Annotated in this window: 21 protein-coding genes, 1 tRNA gene and 1 pseudogene; 9 read left to right on the top strand and 14 right to left on the bottom strand. The window is 61.5% G+C overall.

Features of this window, described 5'->3' with window-relative positions; translation table 11 throughout:
* Nucleotides 1–12: 12 nt before the first annotated feature.
* The 9 genes from NKH83_RS12840 to NKH83_RS12800 all read right to left on the bottom strand — a co-directional run bounded on the left by NKH83_RS12840 (nucleotide 13) and on the right by NKH83_RS12800 (nucleotide 7710).
* On the bottom strand, nucleotides 13–486 hold the full coding sequence (locus NKH83_RS12840; protein WP_254818342.1) for an aminoacyl-tRNA deacylase: 474 nt from the start codon (nucleotides 484–486) through the stop codon (nucleotides 13–15).
* A gap of 144 nt (nucleotides 487–630) precedes the next feature.
* The gene (locus tag NKH83_RS12835; RefSeq protein WP_352479772.1) at nucleotides 631–1035 is read right to left on the bottom strand and encodes a cytochrome C oxidase subunit IV family protein; all 405 of its coding nucleotides are present in this window, start codon (nucleotides 1033–1035) and stop codon (nucleotides 631–633) included.
* 10 nt (nucleotides 1036–1045) lie between these two features.
* Nucleotides 1046–1768, bottom strand: coding sequence for a heme-copper oxidase subunit III family protein (locus NKH83_RS12830; protein ID WP_254818344.1), 723 nt, complete (start codon nucleotides 1766–1768; stop codon nucleotides 1046–1048).
* Nucleotides 1769–1781: 13 nt separating this feature from the next.
* Nucleotides 1782–2486, bottom strand: a complete 705-nt coding sequence (locus NKH83_RS12825; protein ID WP_352479771.1) for a cytochrome c oxidase subunit 3 — start codon at nucleotides 2484–2486, stop codon at nucleotides 1782–1784.
* Nucleotides 2483–4252 carry a cytochrome c oxidase subunit I gene (gene ctaD / locus NKH83_RS12820; protein ID WP_254818346.1) on the bottom strand — a complete coding sequence of 590 codons (1770 nt, stop codon included), beginning with the start codon at nucleotides 4250–4252 and terminating at the stop codon, nucleotides 2483–2485. Before ctaD ends, NKH83_RS12825 begins: the two co-directional genes overlap by 4 nt.
* A 91-nt stretch (nucleotides 4253–4343) precedes the next feature.
* Nucleotides 4344–5159 carry a cytochrome c oxidase subunit II gene (gene coxB, locus NKH83_RS12815; RefSeq protein ID WP_254818347.1) on the bottom strand — a complete coding sequence of 272 codons (816 nt, stop codon included), beginning with the start codon at nucleotides 5157–5159 and terminating at the stop codon, nucleotides 4344–4346.
* Between the two features lie 270 nt (nucleotides 5160–5429).
* Nucleotides 5430–6707, bottom strand: coding sequence for a PQQ-dependent sugar dehydrogenase (locus NKH83_RS12810; protein ID WP_502895572.1), 1278 nt, complete (start codon nucleotides 6705–6707; stop codon nucleotides 5430–5432).
* A 68-nt stretch (nucleotides 6708–6775) separates the two neighbouring features.
* Entirely contained in the window at nucleotides 6776–7225 is a 450-nt protein-coding gene (locus NKH83_RS12805) for a DUF2231 domain-containing protein (protein WP_352479769.1), read from the bottom strand.
* Between the two features lie 128 nt (nucleotides 7226–7353).
* On the bottom strand, nucleotides 7354–7710 hold the full coding sequence (locus NKH83_RS12800; protein WP_254818350.1) for an SPW repeat protein: 357 nt from the start codon (nucleotides 7708–7710) through the stop codon (nucleotides 7354–7356).
* A gap of 494 nt (nucleotides 7711–8204) precedes the next feature.
* On the opposite strand from NKH83_RS12800, the gene NKH83_RS12795 reads away from it, so the two are divergent.
* From NKH83_RS12795 to NKH83_RS12785, 3 genes are all read left to right on the top strand, one after another.
* The gene (locus tag NKH83_RS12795; protein WP_352804843.1) at nucleotides 8205–9299 is read left to right on the top strand and encodes a glycosyltransferase family 4 protein; all 1095 of its coding nucleotides are present in this window, start codon (nucleotides 8205–8207) and stop codon (nucleotides 9297–9299) included.
* A 58-nt stretch (nucleotides 9300–9357) separates the two neighbouring features.
* A complete protein-coding gene (locus NKH83_RS12790; RefSeq protein ID WP_352804840.1) occupies nucleotides 9358–10404 on the top strand; it encodes a class I SAM-dependent methyltransferase in 1047 nt (348 codons plus the stop codon).
* 359 nt (nucleotides 10405–10763) lie between these two features.
* The gene (locus NKH83_RS12785; protein WP_352805281.1) at nucleotides 10764–13343 is read left to right on the top strand and encodes a bifunctional diguanylate cyclase/phosphodiesterase; all 2580 of its coding nucleotides are present in this window, start codon (nucleotides 10764–10766) and stop codon (nucleotides 13341–13343) included.
* Nucleotides 13344–13431: 88 nt separating this feature from the next.
* Here the strand turns inward: NKH83_RS12785 and radC are convergent, their stop codons facing one another.
* Nucleotides 13432–14178, bottom strand: coding sequence for a RadC family protein (radC, locus tag NKH83_RS12780; RefSeq protein WP_352804837.1), 747 nt, complete (start codon nucleotides 14176–14178; stop codon nucleotides 13432–13434).
* Nucleotides 14179–14229: 51 nt separating this feature from the next.
* Nucleotides 14230–15057, bottom strand: a complete 828-nt coding sequence (map, locus tag NKH83_RS12775) for a type I methionyl aminopeptidase (RefSeq protein WP_352804834.1) — start codon at nucleotides 15055–15057, stop codon at nucleotides 14230–14232.
* Between the two features lie 302 nt (nucleotides 15058–15359).
* Here map and NKH83_RS12770 point away from each other — a divergent pair, with 302 nt between their 5' ends.
* Nucleotides 15360–15659, top strand: coding sequence for a DUF982 domain-containing protein (locus NKH83_RS12770; RefSeq protein ID WP_254818355.1), 300 nt, complete (start codon nucleotides 15360–15362; stop codon nucleotides 15657–15659).
* A gap of 126 nt (nucleotides 15660–15785) precedes the next feature.
* On the opposite strand, the gene NKH83_RS12765 is transcribed toward NKH83_RS12770, so the two are convergent.
* The 3 genes from NKH83_RS12765 to phaC form a co-directional block, all read right to left on the bottom strand.
* Nucleotides 15786–15860, bottom strand: a tRNA-Glu gene (locus tag NKH83_RS12765).
* A 175-nt stretch (nucleotides 15861–16035) separates the two neighbouring features.
* The gene (locus NKH83_RS12760; protein WP_352805278.1) at nucleotides 16036–17145 is read right to left on the bottom strand and encodes a YcbK family protein; all 1110 of its coding nucleotides are present in this window, start codon (nucleotides 17143–17145) and stop codon (nucleotides 16036–16038) included.
* Nucleotides 17146–17472: 327 nt separating this feature from the next.
* Complete coding sequence (gene phaC, locus NKH83_RS12755) at nucleotides 17473–19308, bottom strand: class I poly(R)-hydroxyalkanoic acid synthase (protein ID WP_254818356.1); 1836 nt, start codon at nucleotides 19306–19308, stop codon at nucleotides 17473–17475.
* Between the two features lie 97 nt (nucleotides 19309–19405).
* On the opposite strand from phaC, the gene NKH83_RS12750 reads away from it, so the two are divergent.
* From NKH83_RS12750 to recJ, 5 genes and pseudogenes are all read left to right on the top strand, one after another.
* Nucleotides 19406–19792, top strand: a complete 387-nt coding sequence (locus NKH83_RS12750; RefSeq protein ID WP_254818357.1) for a hypothetical protein — start codon at nucleotides 19406–19408, stop codon at nucleotides 19790–19792.
* Between the two features lie 40 nt (nucleotides 19793–19832).
* Nucleotides 19833–21050, top strand: a complete 1218-nt coding sequence (locus NKH83_RS12745) for an LL-diaminopimelate aminotransferase (RefSeq protein WP_254818358.1) — start codon at nucleotides 19833–19835, stop codon at nucleotides 21048–21050.
* Nucleotides 21051–21092: 42 nt separating this feature from the next.
* A complete protein-coding gene (locus NKH83_RS12740; RefSeq protein ID WP_352804829.1) occupies nucleotides 21093–22406 on the top strand; it encodes a homoserine dehydrogenase in 1314 nt (437 codons plus the stop codon).
* 200 nt (nucleotides 22407–22606) lie between these two features.
* Nucleotides 22607–23310, top strand: a pseudogene (locus tag NKH83_RS12735) (fructose-bisphosphatase class II).
* Between the two features lie 60 nt (nucleotides 23311–23370).
* Nucleotides 23371–25155: a single-stranded-DNA-specific exonuclease RecJ gene (gene recJ / locus NKH83_RS12730; RefSeq protein ID WP_352804827.1), complete on the top strand. Its 1785-nt coding sequence runs from the start codon at nucleotides 23371–23373 to the stop codon at nucleotides 25153–25155.
* Nucleotides 25156–25165: the final 10 nt, after the last annotated feature.

Raw genomic sequence — 25165 nt, 5'->3', positions numbered from 1 at the left:
GAGGCAGAGCTTTCAATAGGCGGGGTGGCTGAAACGGGCCTGGCGCGCGTCCTTTGTCAGGTCGCGGAAATCTTTGCCGCTCACATGCACAAGCGTCTTGTGGTCGCCGCCCTCGAAATAGATTTCGGGAGCGTCGCCAAGGCTTTCATCGAGAACCACCGGCACATCATAGGCAGCGCCGATCGGGGGCACAGCGCCGACATCGCAATCGCCGAACAACGAGACCACCTCGTCTTCGGACGCCAGTCCAAGAGGCTTCTCCATGACATCCTGCAATGTCGCGAGTTCTATCCTGTGCGTGCTTGGAACCACGGCGAGCGCGTAGCCACGGTCGTGGTGAACGACCACCGATTTGGCCATTATGCTGCCGGGCACATGTGCCGCAATGGCGGATTGTCTGCTTGTCGCGGTGCGGTGATGCTCGACGGTATCGTAGGAAATTCCTTTCCTATCGATGAAGTCCTTCAATCTGTTTGCGATGGTCATCTTGGGCGCCCCTTGCTGGTGTTCGCGACGCATGTGGAAACGCCGGCATCGCCTGTCGTTTCCTATACCAACAGAAATGGACCAGCCGTGGATTGTTTCAAGGCTAAGCCTCAAGGACCGGACCGCCTGGAGCCGGATTGCATGTCAGGGCCCGGCCCCGAAAAACGCCATTCGGGTGAGCAGCGTGTAGTCCGCTTCGAAGACCATCATCGTCACGAACACCAGCACCAGCACCGGCGGCAGGATGATCGCATATGTCAGCGCCAGCCGTTCCCAGGCCATGTGCATGAAGATGGCGACGATCAGTCCGGCCTTGAGCATCATGAAGATCAGGATCAGCGACCATCTGAGATAGCCATGGAGACCGAAATAGTCGACCAGATAGGAGCAGGTGCTGAGGATGAACAGCCACGCCCACACCACCAGATAGAGCTTGATCGGGTGCTCCTGATGAACCTCCGCCGGGGTAACGCCGGTCGTCGTCGCATCATGCCTATGGGCGCTGTCCAGTGCGTGTTGTCCCAGGCCGTTTGCGGTTGCTTCAGCCATGTCCTGCCTCTCACCAAAGATAGAAAAATGCGAAAATGAACACCCAGACCAGGTCGACGAAATGCCAGTAGAGCCCCATGATTTCGACGTTCTCGTAGCGCCCCCTCCGGCTGGTGAAGAAGCCGGGCCGTCCGACGTCGAAATCCCCGCGCCAGACCTTTCGCGCCACGATGATCAGGAAGATCACCCCGATCGTCACATGCGTGCCGTGGAAGCCGGTAATCATGAAAAAGGATGCGCCGAACTGTGCAGCGCCCCAGGGATTGCCCCAAGGCCGCACGCCCTCGGTGATCAGCTTGGTCCATTCGAAGGCCTGCATGCCGACGAAGGTCGCGCCGAGTGCTGCGGTCAAGAGCATCAGGACTGCCGTCTTGCGGCGGTCGCGGCGATAGCCGAAATTGACCGCCATGGCCATCGTTCCGCTGCTCGAGATCAGCACGAAGGTCATGATGGCGATAAGGATCAGTGGAATGTCGGAGCCGCCGATGCGCAGGGCGAAAACCTCGCTCGGATTGGGCCACGGCACGCGTGTGGAGATACGCGCGGTCATGTAGGAGAGCAGGAAGCAGCCGAAGATGAACGTGTCGCTGAGCAGGAAGATCCACATCATGGCCTTGCCCCAGGACACGTTCTTGAACGCCCGCTGATCCGAGGACCAGTCGGCGGCGATGCCTTGCCAGCCCGCGGGCCGCGGCTCTGTTCGGCCGATGTGGGCCAGTGTCGTCTCTGCCATCCGCCCGTTCCTCCTAGGTCAGCAACCCTCGGCAAATGTCGATTAAAGTCGAAGCCCAGCCGGCCAGAAGCGCAAAGATGGCGAGCCAGACGAAAAGCAGGAAATGCCAGTACATGGCGCACAACTCGACACTGAGGCGAAGCCGCTGCGGCTGCGCTCCGTTCCAGGCGCCGACGCTCGTTCTGCCCAGCCCGACCAGTCCTCCCAGTATATGCAGGCCATGCATTCCCGTTAGCAGGTAGAAGAAGCTGTTGGCCGGATTGGATGCCAGAAAATAGCCGTCCGCACTCAGTTCCCGCCATGCCACAAGCTGTCCAATCAGGAAGACGAGCGCCGTGAGTCCAGCTGTGGCGAGGCCGAGCCTGACCATGTCCACTTGACCCTTGCGCGCCGCGAGCGAAGCGCACTGTATCGCAATGCTGCTCAAGACCAGTACGCCGGTGTTAAGCCAGAGCAGGGGCGGGATGGGCAGCGGCCGCCAATCCGACAGCGCCATGCGCATGAAGTAAGCACTGATGAACAGCGCGAACAGGCAGCCGACGACGGCAAGGAAGACGCCGAGACCGATCTTTGCGGTCGGCAGCGCCGATCGGTCCAAAGCGACAAAATCCCCGGCCATGCCTTGCTCGAGCCACGGCTTCGTCATTAGCCTCTGATGGGAAAGCCACCACCCAGCAATACCGGCGATCACGAGCAGGAAGACCAGGATTACGCTCATGCCGGCTCCCTGGAGGGCGCGAAGGAGCCCGGAACGTTTTGTGGTATGAAGTCCTCCTTGGCTCCCGGTACGCTGTAGTCATAGGCCCAGCGATAGACGATCGGCAGATCCTTGCCGAAATTGCCGTGGGCGGGCGGTGTTTGCGGCGTCTGCCACTCGAGCGTCGTTGCCCGCCACGGATTGCCGCCAGCCTCACGGCCATGGCGGATGCTCCAGATGAGATTGAACAGAAACACAATCTGGGCAAAACCGACCATAAAAGCCATGATGCTGATAAACGAGTTCAGGTGGTGGGCCGATTCCGTCATGATCGTCATGTCGGTCAATTCGTTGTAGCGCCGCGGCACGCCCATCAAGCCGAGATAGTGCATGGGAAAGAAAATCAGATAGGCGCCGAGGAAGGTGATCCAGAAGTGGAACCGGCCCAGTGTCTCGTTCAGCATCCGGCCGGTGACCTTCGGGTACCAGTGGTAGATCGCCCCGAAAATCACGAGGATCGGCGCGACCCCCATGACCATATGGAAATGGGCAACGACGAACATGGTGTCCGACAGCGGAACGTCGACAACGACATTGCCGAGAAACAAGCCGGTCAACCCGCCATTGACGAAGGTAACGATGAAGGCGAGGGCGAAAAGCATTGGAATGGTGAGGTGGATATCGCCGCGCCACAGCGTCAGCACCCAATTGTAGACCTTGATGGCGGTCGGAACGGCGATGATCAGTGTCGTGGTGGCGAAGAAGAAGCCGAAATAGGGATGCATGCCGCTGACATACATATGGTGCGCCCAGACTACGAAGCTCAACGCGCCGATGCCGACGATGGCCCAGACCATCATGCGGTAGCCGAAGATGTTCTTGCGCGCATGGGTGCTGATCAGGTCGGACACGATGCCGAAGGCCGGAAGCGCAACAATGTAGACCTCCGGGTGGCCGAAGAACCAGAACAGATGCTGGAACAGGATCGGGCTGCCGCCGCCGTGCTGCAACTGTTCGCCCATCTCAACGATCGCCGGCATGAAGAAGCTGGTGCCGAGCGCCCGGTCGAGAAGCATCATCACGCAGGCGACGAACAGCGCCGGGAAGGCGAGTAGCGCCATGACGGTGGCGGTGAAAATACCCCAGACAGTGAGCGGAAGGCGCATCAGCGTCATGCCGCGCGTGCGGCCCTGCAGCACCGTCACGACATAGTTCAGGCCGCCCATAGTAAAGCCGATGATGAACAGGATCAGCGAGACGAGCATCAGGATGATGCCCCAGTCCTGGCCGCCTGGCGTACCGGTCATGATCGCCTGCGGCGGATAGAGCGTCCAGCCGGCACCCGTCGGTCCGCCGGGCGCGAAAAAGCTCGACACCAGAACCAGCACGGCCAGCAGATAGATCCAGTAGCTCAGCATGTTGACATAGGGAAAGACCATGTCGCGAGCGCCGACCATCAGCGGAATCAGGTAGTTGCCGAAGCCGCCCAGGAAGAGTGCGGTGAGCAGGTAGATCACCATGATCATGCCGTGCATGGTGATGAACTGGTAGTAGGCTTCCGGGGTGATGAAATCGAATGTGCCGGGGAAACCGAGCTGCAGCCGCATCAGCCAGGATAGCACCAGCGCGACCATGCCGATCGCCGTCGCCGTCGCCGAGTACTGGATGGCGATGACCTTGGCGTCCTGCGAGAAAACGTATTTCGTCCACCAGCTGTGCGGATGGTAGAGTTCCATTTCCGCGACTTCGGCCGGCGGAACCGCATCTGCAGGTGTGATATCGACCATAGGAACACCTCCGTGCCCTTTTCGGCCAGCCCGACAGTTCGGGCTTGCCGCACTATTTTCAATCCCGACGGCGCACCGCCGTTCCGGTTTCCTACTCTGCCGAGCCCATCTGTTGGGGCGCGGACAGCTGCGCAAAAGTCTGCTGCTGGCCAAGCCACGCCAGATAGTCTTCCTGCGTATCGACCATGACCACGCCATGCATCATCGGATGTCCCTGGCCGCAGAGTTCGGCACACAGGACCTGGAAGGTTCCGGTCTTGGTCGGAGTGAACCAGAAATAGGTGACCGAGCCCGGGATCATGTCCATCTTGGCGCGGAATTCCGGCACGTAGAAATCGTGCAGCACATCGATCGAGCGGAGCAGCATCTTGACCGGTTTGCCAACCGGGAGGTGCAGGTCGGCCGCTTCCACTACGACATCGTCCTGGCCGTTGGCATCGGTGGCGATGACGCCGAGTGGATTTTCAGCGTTGACGTCGCGAGTGTCGGATGTGCCGAGCTTGCCGTCCTTGCCGGGCAGGCGGAAACTCCATTGCCACTGCTGGCCGACGACTTCGACCTCTGTTGCGTCGCTTGGAACGTTAACGAACCGGCTCCAGACGAACAGGCCTGGAACGAGCAAAGCCGTGACGCCAACCGCGGTGACCACCGTCAGCCAGGATTCGAGCCGCCTGTTCTCAGGTTCATATGCCGCCTGATTGCCTTCCCGATGACGGAAGCGGAAGACGCAATAGGCCATGAAAAGAACCACGGCGGCGAAGACGACGCCGGTGATCCAGAAAGTTATGATGATGGTGTTGTCGATATAGTCCCAGTTCGAGGCAATCGGCGTCCACCACCATGGGCTCAGGAAGTGGAACAACACCGAGCCCACGACTATCAGAACGAGTACAAGCGCAACGGCCATGTCCCGGTTCCTCCCGGTATTCCAAGCGGCGCAAGCCGTCCCGGGAAATACCAAGTGCATCATAACTTGATTTGCGATGAAAATTCTAGAGCCGGCTGTGGGAAGGGCAAAAATACCATTTCGCGGCGCTGGCGGTCCTTCGGTTCGGCGGTGACAGCGGCAGGCAATGGCGAGCACACCGAATGCGCCTGGCAGAACCACCGGAACGGCGATCGCCGGGATCGCTTTCACCTGCTCGACCGACAGCTCGACGAAGGGAGCGGGGCCACTTTATTGGCCGGCAGATGTCACCCGCCAAACTGTGTTGCCGACGTCGTCGGCGATGAGCAGGGCCCCGGTCTTGTCGACAGCCAGGCCGACAGGCCGGCCGCGCGCCTTGTTGTCCTTGTCCAGGAAGTCGGTCACCACGTCGGTAGCGACGCCGCTAGGATGGCCGCCGCTGAATGGTACGAACACCACCTTGTAGCCGTTGAAGCGCGTGCGGTTCCAGCTGCCGTGTTCGCCAACGAAAGCGCCGCCGCGATATGCCTCGGGGAGGCTGTTTGCCGTATAGAAGGCCAGTCCCAGAGGGGCGACGTGGGAACTCAGCGCATAGTCCGGAACGATCGCTTTCGCGACCAGGTCCGGACGCTGGGGCATGACGCGGGGATCGAGATGCTGGCCATAATAGCTGTATGGCCATCCGTAGAAGCCGCCATCCTTTACCGACGTCAGATAATCCGGCACGAGATTGGGGCCGAGCTCGTCGCGCTCATTGATCACGGCCCAGAGCGCCCCGGTCTGCGGCTCCCAGCTCAGGCCGTTTGGATTGCGCAAACCGCTAGCGAAAATGCGCGACCGGCCGGTGGCCCTGTCTACCTGCCAGATGGCGGCGCGGTTCTTCTCCGCCTCAATGCCGTTTTCGGCGACGTTGCTGTTCGAGCCGACGCCGACATAGAGCAGTGAGCCGTCGGGGCTTGCCACCAGGCTCTTCGTCCAATGGTGGTCGATCGGGCCGCCGGGCAGGGCGGTGAGCGGCGTTCCGGGCGCGGTGATCTTTGTGTCACCAGTGTTGTAGGGATAGCGGACGATGGAATCGGTATTGGCGACGTAGAGATCGCTTCCCACCAGCGCCACGCCGAAGGGCGAGTTGAGGTGGTCGAGGAAGACGCTGGTCAGCTCCGGCTTGCCATCGCCGTCGGCGTCGCGCAGCAGCGTAATGCGGTTGCTTGGGCCGCTGTCGCCGCCCGAGGTGACCCAGGATTCGATCCAGCCCATCACCAAATCCTTGGGCCGTTTGATCGGTTCGCCACCAGGCGCCTTGGACTCGACCACCAGGACGTCGCCGTTGGGCAGCACATAAAGCGACCGGGGATGCTGCAGGCCGTGGGCAAAAGCCTGGATCTGCAGCCCCTGCGCGACTGTCGGCTTTTCGTCGTTCTTCCATCCGACCACGGAAGCGAGATGCATGGGCGGGAAGAAATATTGGACCGGCTCCGGCAGTTTTGGATTCGGCCCTATCTGACTGCTGGGGTCCGGGTCGTTGCCGCTGCACGCTGCAAGAGTGATCGCCGCAGTGCAAATGAGCACGGACACCGTGATGCGCCTGGTCTGACTGATGGAGCTTGCTGCGCGTATCAATCCGCCACTCCGACGTGATGCCGGTAAACCATGGACCAGCCCAGCCAACCGGTAAAGATAAGGATGAGCACGACAACCGCCGAGAGGATCAAGCCGGTGGGAACGATGGAGGTCCATGCATCGCGAGTGTGCACGAGCATGTTGATGATGGACAACGCCAGCGCCAGCAGATTGCCGAGCACGTGCGGCCAGGCGGGGGGCTGTGCCCTTACCAGCGGATTGGCCAGGAAATCGATCAGCCCCGCGATCGCTGCAAGGCAGCCCATGATCACGCCGACGGTAACCAGCCAAGCGGAGAAGTCAGCCCACATCATCTCCGCTGTTCGCCAGTAGGCCAGATCCGTCAGCAGGGTGCCGACGAAGCAGGCGATCGGAAACAGCACCAGCATCGGATGAATAGGATGTCCTGCAATCCTGGCCGTCGAACGCGGATTGTCACCGACCATGATGCGCCATCCTTCTTGGTTCTCGTCCAGACAACCACCTACCCGGCCTCCGGCGGCTGTTGCCGAGAGGCCGGCAGACGACCGATCGATCTGTCAGGCCCAAAAAGGGCGCTGGCTGGCTGCGCCTGCTAGGCGGCCGACTGGGTCGGCGGGTTCTGGTACATCATCCAGAGCTCGATAGCCGCAAGCACGGCGACCAGAATGCCGATCACGACATGCACGGTCATTGCCGTGGTCGCCTGGAATCCAAGCACCCAGGGCGATACGAGAACCCACAGTCCGACGACCAGGTTTACCCACTCTTCCCACACGGCAAATGCTGCGAGGGCGGCAACTGACAGCACGACGATCAAGATTCCGCTGCCGAGGGCGTTCTGCGTCTGCGGGCCTGCCGCAAACGTGAAGATCCAGGGAGAGAAGAACAGAATTGCCCCAAGGATCAGGTTGGCTACGTCACAGAGCCTGGCGTTTGTCCACTGGTTCATGGCATCCTCCATAGGGAGCGTTTATGGCTCCCGAGTTCGGCAAGGTGGTGCCTGAGTTCGGCGAGATGCGCCCGAAGCCGCTCACTCCGTGTCACGGTAGTGCCCTGCCCAGCTGGAATTCCGCATCTGGCGGTACTCCAGCCAAATCCGGCTATCTAACTGAATTCCGGGCTTTATGTTCCATTCGGCACCGGCACGCCTGGATCACTTGGTGGTGATCGAGCGATCCAAAGCTGCCTGTCAGGGGGCGGCGGGGCGGCGGCGCGTAGCTCATTCTGTCTTTTTATCGAGCCGGTGAAACATTTCTTATGGATCGCAGTTCTTGGATCCAGAGGAATTGAATAAGGGCAACCTGCTTGCACGGGAGGAGCACGGACGGCACAACTATAAATACGCTCTGCATAGAATACTTCGCAACGAGAAGCTCTCGCTTGTCTTGGTTGCCGCCGAAGCTTGTTTGAAAGACGGCGGTCGCCGCCGAAAAGATTTTCTAAATGAAAATAGCCCAGATCGCGCCGCTAACCGAATCCGTGCCGCCCCGAACCTACGGTGGAACCGAGCGAATTGTTTCGTATCTGACCGAAGAACTTGTCCGACAGGGCCACGAGGTGACGTTGTTCGCCAGCGCCGATTCTCGTACCTCAGCCGAGCTGGTGCCGTGTTGCGACGTCGCGCTGCGCCTGAATCCCAGGGTCCAGGACGGTGGTCCGCACCACGTTATGATGCTTGAACGGGTGCGCCGGCGAGCCGATGAATTCGACGTTTTGCATTTCCACGTCGATGTTCTACACTTCCCCATCATTCGGGATTTTGCCAGGCGAACGGTTACCACGCTTCACGGCAGGCTCGACCTGCCCGATCTGGCGCAGCTTTATGCTATGTTCGACGACGTTCCCCTGGTCTCGATTTCCTTCGACCAGCGCCGGCCCGTGCCGCCAGTCAATTGGATTGGAACCGTGCATCATGGCCTGCCCCGCGATCTTCTGCCATTCCACCCGAACACCTCTGGCTATCTTGCGTTTCTCGGTCGCATCTCGCCGGAAAAGGGGCCGGAAGCGGCCATAGAGATAGCAGCGCGGGCCGGGTTTCCCCTGAAGATCGCCGCCAAGATCGACAAGGTGGACCAGTCGTTCTGGAAGGAAAGGGTCGGGCCGCAAGTGCTGCGGCATTCGAACGTGGAGTTCATTGGCGAAATCGATGAGCGGCAAAAGGCGGATTTTCTGGGCAATGCGAAAGCGCTTTTGTTCCCAATCGACTGGCCGGAACCCTTCGGGCTCGTAACGATCGAAGCAATGGCCTGCGGTACGCCGGTGGTTGCGTTCCGGCGTGGCGCCGTCCCGGAGATCATCGATGACGGTGTGTCCGGATGGATCGTGGATACCGTCGAGGAAGCTGTGGGCGCGCTCCAGCGGATAGACAGCCTCGATCGCGCACGAGTGCGGCAGACGTTCGAGAAGCGGTTCACGGTCGAGCGCATGTGCAGCGATTATGTGGCACTCTACCGAGCACTTACGGGCGGCATGGCAGACGCAGTTGACCCCACAAACGAGCTCTCCAGAAACATCGCGATGGTGGCCGCGGGGGGCTGAGGAACCGACTAATCCACATGCAGACCACGACGGTGACGTCAGGGGGGCCTGCGGGGTCTTGTCGCCGGGCACGGCGACTGCGCCAGAAGCTTTTGATCAGCAGCAAGCTTTCCCGGGGCTATGGCTTTCGCGAGCGGTGGCACACTGCCGCCGCCCAGTCCGGATTGACGCGCGATACTTTCGCTGCAAAGGTACTTTAACGACTTGTTTACCATGCGTCAGTCAGGGGTGGGGGAATTTGGAACGGTTTTTGGGTGCGAACCGCCTTAATTGGGATGATCGGGCCGAACTGCACTCGACCGACACAACGGGCAGCTACCACATCGAGAATGTGCTAGCTGGCGGATCCAATCTTTATGAGCTGGAAACGCGCGAGGTCGGCGATATTGCCGGCAAGGATATCGTCCACCTGCAGTGTCACATCGGCCTCGACACGATCAGCCTGAAGAATCTCGGCGCAGGCAGTGTGACGGGGCTCGACTTTTCACCGGCGGCGATCGCGGCGGCGCGGGATTTTGCGGCGAAGGCAGGCACCGACGTGCGCTTCGTGGAAGCGCCACTGTTCGAAGCGGTGGAAGCGCTCGGTCGGACCTTTGACATCGCTTACGTTACATGGGGCTCGGTAAACTGGCTGGACGACGTGTTCCGTTGGGCGCGGGTGGTTGCCGACCTCCTGAGACCCGGCGGCCGTCTCTACATGGCCGAGGGCCATCCATTGATGTTTCAGTGCGATCGAAAGGCCGCGGCCCTGGAATTGAAGCACGACTGGCGAACGCCGATAGCTCGGCCGCTCGCCTGGAACGAGGAACTGACCTACACCGGCGATGACCGCATCCTGAAGCATCCTCGCTATTATGAATGGATCCACCCGATCAGTGACGTGGTGAATGCGCTGATTTCAGCTGGTCTGACGCTCGATTTTCTCAATGAGCATGACACTGTTTCGTGGCAGCACTTTTCATTTGCCGTGCGGGCCGGCAAGGATATGTACGGCTTGCCAGAGAACTCTCCCAAGATACCGATGGCCTATTCCATTGGCGCGACGAAGCGCAGCATCGGCAAGATACCATACCTTGTGTCTCCCAAGGCGATCGAGGGGCACTAGTCCAGGTCGACGCTCCTGAGTACTCGGGTCGGAGCGTCGAAGTTTGCAATCGCTCGCGCTCCTCGATCTTCCGACGGATCGCCGGCGCCAGCGCATCTCAACTCAATCAGTGGGACCATGTCAGTGGAAGTCGGCAGCTGGCTCCAACCGCTCGGGCCTGCAGCATCAGCAACGGGTCGGAAAGCGCAAAAGCTCTAAGGGGCGTGAAGGTGACATTAAACATTGAAAGCTAATGTTCCTCATCGGGTCGACCCGGGAACCTGAAATGGCACTTGAGGAATCGCCTATTGGCTTTTTTCCGCGCTAAGTTCGGCGGCATCAAGGAAGTCGTCTTTTCGTCGGCAAATATTCCGGCGGCGATCGCGCTTGTCGTCATACTTATCAGCGCAGCGTTCGCGGAGCACCAGAATAAAGTCGTCTCGGACCAGGCCGTCCGTGCGGACGTGCTGACCAAGGTCAATCTCATCCGCGCCAAGCTCGAAGGCAATATCAACGGAAACCTTCAACTCGTGCGTGGATTGGTCGCCGCGGTCGTGACCGAGCCTTATATGGGACAGCAACGCTTCGCCTCGCTGGCGAGCAATCTGTTTGGCGCCGACTCGCAATTGAACAATATTGCCGGCGCGCCCGATCTAGTCGTTTCCCTGATGTACCCGATGGAGGGTAACGAGCAGGCGATGGGCCTGGACTACCGCAAGAACGAGCGGCAGCGTGCGGCTGCGCTAAGGGCGCGAGACGAACGCAAGCTGGTGCTTGCCGGTCCCGTCGAGCTGAAGCAGGGAGGACAGGGCTTCATCGGCCGCTTTCCGGTTTTCGTGCCGAGCGCGGGCAACACGGAAAGGTTCTGGGGCATTATTTCAGCCGTTGTCGACGTGCAGCGCCTTTACAAAGCGAGCGGCATGCTTGACGACGATCTCGGGATCGACATCGCGCTGATCGGCAGGGACGCCCTCGGTCACCGAGGTGGTCAATTCTACGGCAATGAGGAGATCAGCAAAAGCGACCCGGTGACGGCTGACGTTTTGCTTCCTTCCGGCTCGTGGCAGCTCGCTGCCATTCCCAAGAATGGCTGGCCTTCGACGCCAAGTAACGCATGGTTGTTGCGCGCGATCATGGCGACGGCCGGGGCCTTGGTTGTGTTCCCTTTCCTGGTCACTGGTCGTCTGATAGGCGAAAGACAGCGCAATTATGCGGAATTGCGCCGATTGTCACGACGCCTTGAACTCGCTCTGGAAGCTTCGGCTATCGGGGTTTGGGAACACGATCTCGCGACCAACGAGCTTACATGGGATGATCGCGTCAATGAAATATATGGCAAACCAGCGGGGGAGCACCGGGGCTACACAGACTGGGCGGGAGCGATCCATCCAGATGATCTGGCTGGCGCCAACGCAGATTTCGATACGGCGGTGGCCAGCGGACGACCATATTTGTCGGAGTACCGGATTGTGCGCCCGAATGGCGAGATCCGTCATGTCCGGTCCAAGGCTATCCTTTACCGGGCCACAAACGACACCCCAAAAATGATCGGCGCGGAATGGGACGTGACTGCCGACGTCCTGCTGAACAAGGATCTGGTTCGCGCAAAACAGCTGTCGGAGTCGAAAAATGCAGAACTCGAGTCGGCCAAGGCGCGCATAGAGCACATTGCGCTTCATGACTCGCTGACCGGCTTGCCCAACCGGCGTTACCTCGACCAGGTCCTGGAAGACTACGCGGCAAACGCCAGGCGCTCAGGCGGGCGTGCGGCACTGCTTCACATCGATCTGGATCGGTTCAAGCACATCAACGATACGCTGGGCCACGCCGCCGGTGACGCGATGCTGGTTCACGCGTCGACAGTCCTCAGATCGAAGGTCGGCGACGAAGGATTCGTCGCCCGCATCGGAGGAGACGAATTCATCGTTCTGTGCGTGGTACGCCACGATACCAAGCAACTGGCGCTGCTTGCCGATCGGGTCATCAGCCAGATGCGCGAGCCCGTCTACTATCAGGGCCATCGGTGCCGTTTTGGCGTCAGCGTGGGAATCGCTGTCGACAACGGAAAAGATGTCGAAGCCAAACACCTGCTGGTGAACGCAGATATCGCGCTTTACCGAGCAAAGAGGCGTGGGCGCAATCGATACGAATTCTTCACTGACGCGATGCAAAGCGAAATCGTCGATACAAAACGGATTGCCGACGAAATTCTCGGCGGCCTCGAGCGCAACGAGTTCATCCCGTTCTACCAGCCCCAATTTGACGCAAAGACGCTCGAAATCGTTGGGGTTGAGGCGCTGGCGAGATGGCAACATCCAGTAAAGGGTATTTTGGCGCCCGACATCTTCCTGAGGATTGCGGAAGAACTGAACGTCGTCTCGATCATCGACCAAGCCATATTGAAGCAATCGCTTTCGGATTTCGAAGAGTGGTCCGCTGCAAAACTTAACATTCCACGGGTGTCGGTCAATGTCTCGGCGAGGCGCCTTCAAGACGAGGAGCTTATCAAGAGCCTGCGAGAACAAGATATCAAGAAAGGAACAGTTTCGTTCGAGCTTGTTGAGTCGATTTTCCTGGACGAGAACGACGATCTCGTCACGTGGAACATCGAGCAAATAAAAGAACTGGGGATTGACGTCGAAATAGACGATTTCGGTACCGGTTACGCTTCGATGGTCAGTTTGCTGAAGTTGCAGCCGCGCCGGCTGAAGATAGATCGGCAGCTGGTCACCCCAATCGTCAAATCGCCGCAGAGAAGGCAGGTTGTCTCGTCGATCATCGAAATCGGCAAATCGCTGGGTATCGAGGTCGTGGCGGAAGGCGTCGAGACGATGCAGCACGCACGGCTACTCAAGGGCCTGGGCTGCGACATATTGCAGGGTTATGCCTTCGGCCACCCGTTCGACTCCGAGGGACTTAAGACATTTGTCCGATCGCGGCGCCTGCGCACGGCCAGCTGAGCCTCGGCGCCAGAATTTGTCGAGCCGACCGCCTTGAGGTTGCGGTACATAGGCGCACAGCGGACAAAGCTGAAAACAACGCCAAACCTCAGATCAGCAGCAGGCCCTTCATGCTGGAGTGGCCTTTCCTGCCGATGATGATGTGGTCGTGAACGGCAATGCCAAGCGGTTTGGCCGTCTCTATGATCAGCTTGGTCATCTCGATGTCGGCACGCGACGGCGTCGGGTCTCCCGACGGATGGTTGTGCGCCAGAATGATCGCCGTGGCAGAGAGCTCCAAGGCGCGCCTGACCACTTCGCGCGGATAGACCGGTGTGTGGTCGACGGTGCCGACCTGCTGCACTTCGTCGGCGATCAGCGCGTTTTTCTTGTCGAGGAACAGGATGCGGAACTGCTCGCGCTCCTCGAAGGCCATCACCGACCGACAGTATTCGAGAACCTGCGTCCAGGTCGACAACAGCTCGCGGCCGGCGATCTCGCCGCGCGCCATGCGCTGCGCCGTTGCCGAAACCACCTTGAGGTCGAGCGCCACCGCCGGGCCGATGCCCTTCACTTCCTGCAGGCGCTCGACGGGCGCGCCGAGGACCTCGGCCAATGTACCGAAGCGTGCCAGCAAGGCCTTGGCGACCGGCTTGGTGTCGGCGCGCGGGATCAGCCGAAACAATAGAAGCTCGAGCAGTTCGTAGTCGGGGAGGGTGTTGGGACCGGCGGCGAAGCGCTCGCGCAAGCGATCGCGATGGCCGAGATAATGCGGCTTGTCGGCGGCCACCGCCTTCGCGGGCGATCGCACCGGCCTTTCGGGAAAGAAGGCCCGCTCGTCGTCGTCGCCGTTCATGGCTGCCCACCCAGCATTTGCCGGGCGAGGTAACGCCCGATCTGCCAGACACTAGGCCCGCAGGCCGGGGCGGTCGAGGTTTTTTGGCGACAGCGTGAAGATCTCGCAGCCGGTTTCGGTGACGCCGATCGTGTGCTCGTACTGCGCCGAAAGCGAACGGTCACGCGTCACCGCGGTCCAGCCGTCCGACAGCACTTTCACATGCGGCCGGCCGAGATTGATCATTGGCTCGACGGTGAAGATCATGCCCCGCCGCATCTCGACGCCTTCGCTGGCGCTGCCGTAATGCAGGATGTTCGGCGCGTCGTGAAACAGCCGGCCGACGCCGTGGCCGCAGAAATCGCGCACCACCGAGCAACGCTCGGCTTCGGCATAGGTCTGGATGGCGGCGCCGATGGCGCCGGTGCGGGCGCCCGGCTTGATTGCCGCGATGCCGCGCATCAGGCACTCATACGTGACTTCGAGCAGCCGCTCCGCGGCACGCTTGATCGTGCCCACCGGATACATGCGCGAGGAGTCGCCATGCCAGCCGTCGAGTATATAGGTGACGTCGATATTGACGATATCGCCATCCTTCAACGGCTTGCTGTCGGGTATGCCGTGACAGACGACGTGGTTGATCGAGGTGCAGGATGATTTCGTGTAGCCGCGGTAGTTGAGTGTCGCCGGAAGCGCGCCATGGTCCATGCCGAACTCGAAGACGAAGCGATCGATCGCTTCGGTGGTGACGCCCGGCGCCACCATCGATACCAGTTCGTCGAGGCAGCGCGCCGTGAGATCGCAAGCCTTGCGCATGCCGATAAAGCCTTCCTCGTCGTAAAGACGGATCTGGCCGGTGTTTCTGAGCGGTGCCGTCGCGGCGTCGAGATAGGTGACCATTTTTATCCGTCTTGCAGGGATGCGAGGGCTGGATGAGCCCCCGCCAGAGAAATCTCCCCAGATTTGGCACTGGAAGGCGCAAGGTTCAAGGACGAACTGCCGGCGACGACCGAAGACCGGCGATATTCAGGTCTTTGGGGCACTCTCCTTGCCTGTAGCTGCCCATGCTCCCGACCGGTTCATTTGGCTACCGCAGTGACGACACATTTCTAGGTGAGAAGTCGGCCCAAGCATGAAGCCGCCACGGCAACTTTTTGTGCCGAACGATGTTGCTGCGGGGGTGTCGGTTCGGGAGAGGTCGAATGGACAGACTGCAATTTGCGGTGCCGGTGCGTATCGCGCCTGTGCCCAGCCAGCCGGTCGAGGAAATCTACAGTGTCGAGCAGGCGCTCGATTTCCTGCAAACGTGGCCGGTTCGCCGGAAGGGGCCAACCTACCAGGCCGCGTTCAATGCCTGTTTTGGCGCCACGGTGGACATCGTTGAGACCGAAGACGCATGGCGGGCCTTCATGGCCTTTTGCCGGGTGAGCGGCCTGCTTGCCAGGGACATGATGGTTCCTCCGCGCAAGCGCGGCGGCGAGGCGAGGGGACTGCGGGCGTAGGGAGCCGTCGACACAATCCGCAGTCTGTCTTCGCCCCCCTCGCTGACACGCCCATCAGAGTGGGTGGGTTCCGGCCAAGCTTGCCAGCATCACGCTGGCGATAGACATATGCCAAGTTGAAATTACTGGTACGCCCAAGGGGAATCGAACCCCTGTTACCGCCGTGAAAGGGCGGTGTCCTGACCGCTAGACGATGGGCGCGCTCAGATGTGAGCGCTTATAGTTGCGTCGCGGCAAACCGGCAACCCGTCTGCCGCCGGCTGCGACAACTTTTTTCCTTTGGCTCCAAAACCACGTCTTTCCGACAGCCAAGCTGATTTTGCGGCATGATGTAGCGTCGCCGAGCGAACTTCGCAGTGGCGGAAGAACCTCGTTCCTAGCCGCGCCTGCGGCAACGCCAGTTCCAGTCGCGCTCGGGGCCGACATCGACATGGACGGATTCGGTGTGGCAGTAGGTGCCGACGCCGCCGCGGCCCGGCATGGTGCGGATGTAGCTCGCCAGTTCCCATTTCGAGACGCCGGGAACCTGAATGTCGGCGGCGGCGCAGTACATGTGCAGCGAATTCTTGGCGCCGTTGGCGCGGCGGTTGCGGGCCGGATCGCGATAGCCGGAGGTGACCGTCATCTTGCGGCCGTAGTGGCCTTCGATCGTCTTCAGCACGCGAACCAGCGACGGCTTCAAGCAGGCGACATCGACGCTTTCGTTCTGTTTCAGGAGGCCGTTGGGCGCCAGCCGGGCAAGGCCGGCGGCGGAGGCGACCTGGTAGGCGCCACCCGAACCTTCGTCTTCGTTGAGATCGACGTCGCTCTCATCGTCGAGGCCGGATTTGCGCTTGATCTCGAACAGCGCCGTCTGGCGCACGCCCGGCAGCGCGGCCGTGAAATGGCTGGTATCGCCGGTCGACACCAGCTGCACCGGCTTTTCTGCCGAATTGGCCGAGGCCAGGGTAACGGTGGGTTTTGCCGCAGGCGTCGCCTTGGCCTGCACGACCGTTGGCTGCCCGCCCGATCTGCTGTTGGCCGGCGATGCTGCCGAAGCGGGGGTGGCGCTGAACAGCGAGGCCAGGAAGTTTTTCTTCGGTGCGTAGGCCTGTGGCTGCGGCATCTCGCCGGCGGTTACATAGACCGGGTTGTTCATCGCCGGCGCGGCGGCCTTGGCGTCGGGCTTCGATGCATCAGCACTGTTCTGTGCCACGGCCTGTTCGGCCGTCTGGGCGTTTGGTTGCAGCGGCTGCGGCGTGTGTCCCGCGATCGTCTCGGCTGCCGTTGGAACGGCGATCGGGAAGCCGGCATCGGGCTTGGCCCCTGGCTTGGCTATTGGCACATAGGCGACCTGCTCGGGAAGGCTGGCGTCACCGTCGGCATTCATCGTCATTTGTGCGGTTGTCATCTGCGACGATGATGCGGCCGTGCTGGCCTGGGGCGTACCGGCGGCCGTGCTGATTTCGGTAGCCGAGGTATTGTAGCCTGGCATGCCGACCGACATGGTCGGGTCGCCGGCCGAGGTGCAGGACGCCAGGAGCATCGAGAAAAGCGCCGCCACAATGGCGCGGCTTTCTCCCTTCGCGAGGCGCGATCCTGCTGATCTCAAAACAAAATTCCCCCTCGATATCCGACCGGTTCGTCATTGGCGCGGCGCCGAAACGTCTCGTCGAAATGACCCTTGTTCCCCGAACCGGAAACGAGACCTGTGTCAAATCTGCAAGCCTCAAAGTAATTTGGCGGCTAGAGGATGAATCAAGGCTGCTCAGGGTTGACGGCACCATTTCGCCCGCTTTTGGCGGCGCGTCAACTCACCACACATTACAGATGGTTACACGCGCACCTTGACATAGGTGCCGGGGGCTTCGCCTAGAACTTGCATATGCTCGCCCGGTTTGCGGGCCGGAACGCGGGTATTGTCCTTGGCTTCGATCCAGCGTTGCCAGTGCGGCCACCAGGAACCGGGGTGGGCTGTGGCCCCGGCGAGCCATTGGTCAAAGTCGCCGGCCGGCTTGCCGCCGGTCCAGTATTGATATTTCTGCGCCGCCGGCGGATTGACGACCCCGGCGATGTGGCCGGAGCCGGCCATGACGTAGTCGACCTCGCCGCCGAAATATTTCGAGCCGAGGAATACCGACAGCGCCGGCGCGATGTGGTCCTCCTTAGAGGCGAGGTTGTAGACCGGAATGGTAACGTCCTTCAGCGAAACCGTGCGGCCCGCCAGTTCCATCATGCCTTGCGAGAGCCTGTTCTCGAGATAGCAATTGCGCAAATAGAAGGAATGGTTGGCAGCGCCCATGCGGGTCGAATCGGCATTCCAGTAGAGCAGGTCGAAAGGCAGGGGATCCTTGCCGCGCATGTAGTTGTTGACGACATAGGGCCAGATCAGGTCGCCCGAGCGCAGCATGTTGAAGGCAGTCGCCATCTTGGTGCCGTCGAGATAGCCTTTCTCGTTCATCGCCTTTTCGACGGCCGCGACCTGCTCCTCGTCGACGAACACTTTTAGATCGCCGGCATAGGTGAAATCGACCTGGGTGGTGAAGAAGGTGGCGGATTTGATGCGGTGGTCGCCTTCCTGCGCCATCAGCGCCAGGGCCGCCGCCAGAAGCGTGCCGCCGACGCAATAGCCGATGGCGTTGACTTGCCTTTCGCCGGTCGCCTTCTCGATCGTGTCGAGGCCGTATTGCAGGCCCTCCCTGATATAGGCCTCCCAACTCTTGGCGCCGTGCCGCTCGTCCGGGTTGATCCAGGAGATTACGAACACGGTGTGGCCTTGCTCGACCGCCCAGCGAATGAAGGATTTTTGCGGGTTGAGGTCGAGGATGTAGTATTTGTTGATCCATGGCGGGCAGATCAGCAGCGGCCGCTTGAGCACGGTGTCGGTAGTCGGCTCGTATTGCAGGATTTCGGCGACGTCGCTGCGGCCGACCACCTTACCCGGCGTGGCGGCGAGATTCTTGCCGATCTCGAAGGGCGAATAATCTGCCTGCCGCAGCTTCAGGTCACCCTTGCCCGCGGCGATGTCCTCCGCAAGCATCTTCATGCCGCGCACCAGGTTTTCGCCGTTCGAGGCGACAGTCTCGCGAAACAATTCCGGATTGGTCAGGATGAAATTCGACGGCGAGATGGCATTGGACACCTGCTTGACATAAAAGCCGGCCTTGTGGCGGGTATGCTCGTCTAGGCCGTCGGCGTGCTCGACCAGTTCGGCCGCCCAGCGCGAGGTGACCAGATACGCCTGTTTGAGGAAATCGAAGAAGGCGTTGCGGCCCCATTCCGGGTCCTGGAAACGCTTGTCGCCGCGCTCGGGCTTGACCGCATCCTCGGCGTCCTCGGCGCCGGCGCCGACGCGCTGGACAGCATTGGCCCAGACGGTCATGTAGCCGGAAAACAGCCGCGTTTGCGCCTCCAGCGCGCGCTGCGGGTCGGAGAGCCAGTACTCGGTGAGCTTGGAGAACGTCTTCACCATGTCGACGACCGGCTCGGCGACGTGATCGCGTACCTCGCCCTTTTCCCGCGGCTCGGCCCATGCCGAGGCGGCTTTGCCGGCCTGCTCGATCATGCGGGCCATGTTCAGAGCGAAGCGTTCCGGGTCCTTCACCAGATATTGCTCGACGGTCGAAGGTTGGTCATCTTCCGCTTTGCCCGAATCGGGTGTTTTGGCCATGGTTCGCGGGGTTCCTCCCGAAGCGTTTTGTTGACATATTACCATGGGATATCGAACAGGGTCCAATGTGCTCTAACCCGGCCGCCAGGAAAACAATATGACGATTAATATTGGCAAGAACGTTTTTTCCGGCACTGGTCGTTTTTGCCGCATGGCGCTCGTCATGTTGACGATGGCCGGTTGCACGAGCAGCAACATGGAAGGTGCGGCGCCCGCCACCGGCCTTGTCGGCGCGAAGGACACCGGTTCCTATCCGAACCTGAACATCCGGCCGCAGGTGGCGGCCGAGCAATTCACCGACGAGGAAAAGAACGCCAAGCTCGCCCAACTGAAGGCCGAGAAGCAGAGCCAGGCCGCCAAGGGCGGCGGCGTCAAGGTTGCGGACCAGGCAGCGCTGGACCAGCTGGCAAAAAAACACGGCGCCGAGGCGCTGAAGCAGATCGAAGGCAAATGCGACCCCGCTCTCGACCCTAGTTGCAAATAAGCTTATACGCGCGACCGCAACCTCACTGTCTGGAACTGCCATGGAAGAATTTCACAAGGTCCGCCGGCTTCCGCCCTATGTCTTCGAACAGGTCAACCGGCTGAAGGCCAGCGCCCGTTCGCGCGGCGCCGACATCATCGACCTTGGCATGGGCAATCCGGACCTGCCGACGCCCAAGGCCATCGTCGACAAATTATGCGAGGTGGTGCGCGATCCGCGCACGCACCGATATTCGTCGTCGCGCGGCATTCCGGGTCTGCGCCGTGCACAGGCCAACTACTATGCCCGCCGCTTCGGCGTGAAGCTCGACCCGGACAGCCAGGTGGTGGCGACGCTCGGCTCGAAGGAGGGCTTCGCCAATATGGCGCAGGCGATCACCGCCCCCGGCGACGTGATCCTGTGCCCCAATCCGACCTATCCGATCCACGCCTTCGGCTTCATTATGTCGGGCGGCGTCATCCGCTCGCTGCAGGTCGAGCCGGACGACGGCTTTATCCCGGCCCTGGAGCGCGGCATCCGCCATTCGATCCCGAAGCCGCTGGCTCTGATCCTCAATTATCCGTCCAACCCGACGGCACTGGTCGCTTCGCTCGATTTTTATAAGGAGGTGGTGGCCTTCGCCAGGAAGAACGACATCATCATCCTGTCGGACCTTGCCTATTCGGAAATCTATTTCGACGGCAATCCACCGCCCTCGGTGCTGCAGGTGCCGGGCGCGATCGATGTCGCGGTCGAATTCACCTCGATGTCGAAGACCTTTTCGATGCCGGGCTGGCGCATGGGTTTTGCGGTGGGCAATGAACGGCTGATCTCGGCGCTGACGCGGGTGAAATCCTATCTCGACTACGGCGCCTTCACGCCGATCCAGGTGGCGGCGGCGCATGCACTTAACGGCGACGGCGCCGACATCGCCGAAGTGCGCGACGTCTACCGCAAACGCCGCGATGTCATGGTCGACTCGTTCAGCCGTGCCGGCTGGACCATTCCCGCACCGGCGGCATCGATGTTCGCCTGGGCGCCGATCCCGGAGCCGTTCAAGCACCTTGGCTCGCTTGAATTCTCCAAGCTCCTGATCGAGCACGCCGACGTCGCGGTGGCGCCGGGCGTCGGCTTCGGCGAGCATGGCGACGATCACGTGCGCATCGCGCTGGTCGAAAACGAGCATCGGATCCGGCAAGCGGCGCGCAACATCAAGCGCTTCCTCGCATCCAGCGCCAAGCAGCCGAATAACGTCGTACCGCTCGCCGCGCATCGCTGATCTTATACACATCGACCGAATTGTTGAGGGGCGTCGCCGGACATGGCTGAAGCGTTGCGTGTTGGAATTGCCGGCCTCGGCACCGTCGGTGCGTCTGTGGCCCGTGTGCTGCGCGACAAGGCGGCCGAACTGACGCGGCAGTGCGGACGCGACATCGTCGTGTCAGCCGTTTCGGCGCGCGATCCCAAGCGCGACCGCGGCGTCGATCTTGGTACGGCGCAGTGGTTCGACGACGCCATCAAGATGGCGCAGACCGCCGAGATCGACGTCTTCGTCGAACTGATCGGCGGCGACGAAGGAGCGGCACGATCATCAGTGAAAGCCGCGCTCGAGGCCGGCCGTCACGTCGTCACCGCCAACAAGGCACTGCTTGCCAAGCACGGCGTCTCACTGGCCGAGATCGCAGAAAAGAGGGGTGTGCTGCTCAACTACGAAGCGGCGGTGGCAGGCGGCATTCCGGTCATCAAGACGATGCGCGAGGCGATGGCCGGCAATTCGGTGACCCGCGTCTTCGGCATCCTCAACGGCACCTGCAACTACATACTGACACGCATGGAGGCCGAGGGCCTGTCGTTCGATGCCTGCCTCAAGGACGCGCAGCGGCTAGGCTATGCCGAAGCCGACCCGACCTTCGACATCGAGGGCCACGACACCGCACACAAGCTGTCGATCCTGACCAGCCTTGCCTTCGGCACGAGGATCGCCGCCAACGATATCTATATGGAGGGCATCTCCAACATCAGCCAGGCCGACATCCGCGCGGCCGGCGATCTCGGCTACCGGATCAAGCTGCTTGGCGTCGCCCAACGCACCGAAAGCGGCATCGAGCAGCGCGTGCATCCGACCATGGTGCCGACGGCCTCGGTCATCGCGCAGGTGCACGGCGTCACCAATGCGGTGGCCATCGAGACCGACATCCTCGGCGAATTGCTGCTCTCCGGCCCCGGTGCCGGCGGCAACGCCACCGCATCGGCGGTGATCGGCGACATCGCCGACATCGCTAAAAGCCGGCCTGGCTTCCAGCATGGTCCGGTTTTCGGCCGGCCGGCGAAGGAGCTCAAGCCCTATAAGAAGGCGCAGATGCGCAGCCATGCCGGGGGTTATTTCATCCGGCTGACCGTGCACGACCGCCTCGGCGTCTTCGCGGCAATAGCCAAGCGCATGGCCGACAACGACATTTCGCTGGAATCGATCGTCCAGCATGCCGCCGGTCCGGAAACCGAGGCACAGAAGACCGTCATCCTGGTGACCCACGAGACGACCGAGGCGGCGGTGCGCAAGGCCGTCGACGGCATCACCAGGGACAGCCTTCTGACCGACAAGCCGCAAGTCATCCGCATCGAGCGGGCCGGATAGAAGTCTCCTTATTTGCCTTTAATCGATTGATATTGCTGCGTTTTCAAAAAGGTCCAGCGCAGGTCTTGCTGTTGTCACGGGGCTTTGACACAAGGAGCGCGTCTCTGGCGGGAGGCTAATGCATGTCGCCCAAAAGTGTGCGGCGGTTTTTGGGACGACGACATGCACGAAAACAAAGTGCCAACGAGGATTGTCCATCGATGAATGTGGCCCAGAACATTGTCGCCGGCCTCGACCGGATACTGACCATGGAATTGGTGCGCGTCACCGAACGCGCCGCGGTCGCGGCCGCCAGATTGCGCGGACGCGGCGACGAGAAAGCCGCCGACCAGGTTGCGGTCGATGCCATGCGGCAGGAACTCAACCGTCTTGCCATCAACGGCACGGTAGTGATCGGCGAGGGCGAGCGCGACGAGGCGCCGATGCTTTATATCGGCGAGGAAGTCGGTACCGGCAAAGGCCCGGCTGTCGACATCGCGCTCGATCCGCTCGAAGGCACGACGATCTGCGCCAAGATGTCGCCGGGGTCATCCATACCACCGACCCTGACGAGACCGGCATCGACATCTATCTCGGCACCGGAGGCGCGCCCGAAGGCGTGCTCGCAGCTGCCGCCTTGCGCTGCACTGGCGGCCAGATGCAGGGCAGGTTGATCCTCGATACGCCGGAAAAGCTGGCGCGCGCCGCCAAGATGGGCATCTCCGACCCTAAACGGATCTACCACACGCAAGACATGGCACGCGGCGACGTGCTGTTTGCCGCGACCGGCGTCACCGACGGCAATATGCTGGCCGGCGTCAAGTTCGGCCGCAATTTCATCACCACGCACACGATCGTGCTGCGCTCGTCATCGCGGACCGTGCGCGAAATCAAGGCCAGGCATCAGGATCTGGAAAAGTTTTGATTTCGACTCAGTTAGCCGTTGCATATTGTGCGCAATGACAAATTGCAGACGGCGCACCACGTGACGGGGGAAAGACGCTTTTTCCTCGATGTAAGGCAATCGGCCACCGGCGTTTCCTGGGAACACCGGCTGACCGAGCGCCAGGACATGGCCGCGCTCGCCATCGCGCAAGGTTATGGCGTGCCCGACATCGTGGCGCGCGTGCTGGCCGGGCGCGGCGTCACCGCCGAGCAGACCGAGCGGTTTCTCGATCCGACCATCCGCAACCTGCTGCCCGACCCGGCATCGCTGACCGACATGGACAAGGCCGCCTCTCGTATCGCCCAGGCGGTGACGGCCAGGGAAAAGGTAGCGATCTTTGGCGATTACGATGTCGACGGCGCCGCCTCGTCGGCGCTGCTCAAGCGCTTTCTCGCGCATTTCTCGGTGGCGTCGGAGATCTACATACCGGACCGCATCTTCGAGGGTTACGGCCCCAATCCGGAAGCGATGCGCGAACTCGTCTCGCGCGGCGCGACGCTGATCGTCACAGTCGATTGCGGCACCAACAGCGCTGCTTCCATCGACGCCGCAAAGGCCGCCGGCGCCGACGTCGTGGTGCTCGATCACCATCAGGTCGGCGGGCCGTTGCCGGCGGCGGCTGCGGTCGTCAACCCAAATCGCGAGGACGACCTTTCCGGCCAAGGTCATCTCTGTGCCGCCGGCGTCGTCTTCCTTTGCCTGGTGCAGACCGCGAAGATCCTGCGCGGCCGCTTGCCGGATGCCGCACCGCCGGACCTGCTTGCCCTGCTCGACCTGGTGGCGCTGGGCACAGTCTGCGACGTGGTGCCGCTCACCGGCGTCAACCGCGCCTTCGTGGTCAAGGGGCTGCAGGTGGCGCGGCAGCAGAGAAACGACGGGCTGGCGGCGTTGGCGCGGGTCTCGCGTATAGGCGAGCCGATCAGCACGTTCCATCTGGCCTTTCTGATCGGTCCGCGCATCAACGCCGGCGGGCGCATCGGCGACGCAGCACTTGGCAGCCGCCTGCTTGCAACCGACGACCCGGTCGAAGCCCGCACCATTGCCGAGACGCTGGATCGGCTCAACCAGGAGCGGCAGTCGATGGAGCAGGAGATGCTGGCTGCGGCGCGCTCAGAGGCCGACGCCGAGCTTGCCGGCGGCAATGGTCCGGCCATCGTGGTCACAGCCAGCAGCAACTGGCACCCGGGCATTGTCGGCCTGCTTGCCTCGCGGCTCAAGGACCATGCGCGCCGGCCCGCATTTGCCATCGCCTTCAACGCCAACGGTGTCGGTACCGGTTCAGGCCGTTCAGTGTCTGGCTTCGACCTCGGCCGGCTGGTGCGCGAGGCTGCCGATGCCGGGCTGATCCTCAAGGGTGGCGGCCACGGAATGGCGGCAGGCATCACTGTCGAGCGGGCGAAGCTCGGCGAACTCAGGGCTTTCTTCGAAGAGCGCGCGGCGGTGGACGTGTTCCGCCTGCAAGGGCAGGAGAGCCTGGCGATCGACGGTGCGCTTGCCGCCGAGGGCGCGACGCTCGCGCTGCTCGATGCACTTGAGAGGGCAGGGCCGTTCGGCGCAGGGCATGTCGCGCCGGTGTTCGCGCTGCCGCGCCACCGGCTTGTCGATGCGCGGGCGGTCGGCACCAACCATATCCGCGCCGACCTGCAGTCGGAAAGCGGCGGCCGCATCCAGGCGATCGCCTTTCGCGCCGTCGATACTGCGCTTGGCGAATTCCTGTTCAAGAACAGGGGCAAACCGGTGCACGTCGCCGGCTCATTGTCGGGCAATCACTGGAACGGCAACCGCACGGTGCAATTTCGTATCGTCGACGCGGCGCTTGCCTGAGAGCTCGCTG

It is taken from the genome of Mesorhizobium sp. M0909 (assembly GCF_040319515.1).
GTDB lineage: Bacteria > Pseudomonadota > Alphaproteobacteria > Rhizobiales > Rhizobiaceae > Mesorhizobium.
This window is presented reverse-complemented; position numbering and strand designations above follow the sequence as displayed.